Genomic DNA, 1206 nt, shown 5'->3' with positions numbered 1-1206 from the left:
GCCTGGAACTAGCACGCATTCCAGGGTAGGAACTTTAACTCTTGCTCTGAACGTAGCCAGTTAAGGCTATAGCTGGTCAGCTACCTGAAAGGGGGGCACGAAGCCCCTGTGCTTCAGCCGGGGGTGCTGACTATCGACGACAGGAACTGCTAGAAAATCATATCGCTGAATGATGCGGGCGACTTCTTCTTGGTCTGTATAGGTTTGTACAGAGACAAAATCCCGGCTGAGGATTTCACCAACGGTTTGCTCTAACTGAGCAGTTACTAAGTCGCGCAGGGAGAGAATGCCAATTAAATGGCGATCGGAGTCGGTGACATACAAAGAATAAACGGTTTCGGTAACATGGGCTAAACTGCGAATACGCTCTAAACTCTGACCTACGGTGTACTCTTCCTTGAGGGAAATGTATTCAGGAGTCATAATTCGCCCGGCTGTGTCAGCCTCATAACCTAGTAATAAGGCTGTGGCTTGGCGTTCAGATGGACTCAGTTCGGCAACTAAGCGACGCACGACGGCGGCGGGTAGTTCGTCAAATAGTCTAGCGCGATCGTCCGGGGACATTTTATCGACAATATCGATGACTTCCTGGCGTTTGAATTTTTCGCACAATGACTGCTGAACGCTAGAGTCGAGTTGCTCATAAACCTTGATCGCCTCATCCTTGGATAATAGGCGAAAGGCAATGACCTGCATGGTTTCGGGTAATCCCTCAATGGCTTCGGCAATGTCCGCTGGTTGGACTGGAACTAAAATAGCCTTGGCAGTTTGCAGATCTCGGCGTTCTAACAATACTTGTAGTTGCGATCGCACTAATTCCCTCAGTTCTTTACGCGACATGGTAGACAGGGGAACGGATGGTTGAGGGTTTTGAGTCAAGGGATGATCTCCAAAACTGCTACTGAAAATCTTAGCGTGACATGAGCGATCGCTGCTCCTGCCCAGAACTTTTCTAACCAGAAACCCGGTTTCTTTTAGGTTCCTTGGGTAGGGGCGGGTTCAACGGTTAGCCGTACCCCACACCAGCCGACTGTCTAAACCCGCCCCAGTGATAGAAACGGGCTTTCTTTTAGGTTCCTTGGGTAGGGGCGGGTGGGAGGGTTAGCCATACCCAACACTAGGCGACTGTCTCAACTCGCCCAAGGGATAGAAAGAAGCGTTTACCTTTGCCTTGGAGTTGTAGAAGTCCAGATTGGTGTCAAGGGA

General features: G+C 50.1%; 1 pseudogene. It reads right to left on the bottom strand.

The features are described from left to right. Positions 1-126 precede the first annotated feature (126 nt). Positions 127-840 (bottom strand): annotated as a pseudogene (gene mgtE / locus P5683_RS25000) (magnesium transporter); the annotation flags it as partial. Positions 841-1206 lie beyond the last annotated feature (366 nt).

This window comes from Limnospira sp. PMC 1279.21 (assembly GCF_032349615.1).
Classification (GTDB): Bacteria; Cyanobacteriota; Cyanobacteriia; order Cyanobacteriales; family Microcoleaceae; genus Limnospira; species Limnospira fusiformis.
The sequence above is the reverse complement of the archived record's forward strand: the minus strand, read 5'-3'. Positions and strand labels throughout refer to the sequence as shown.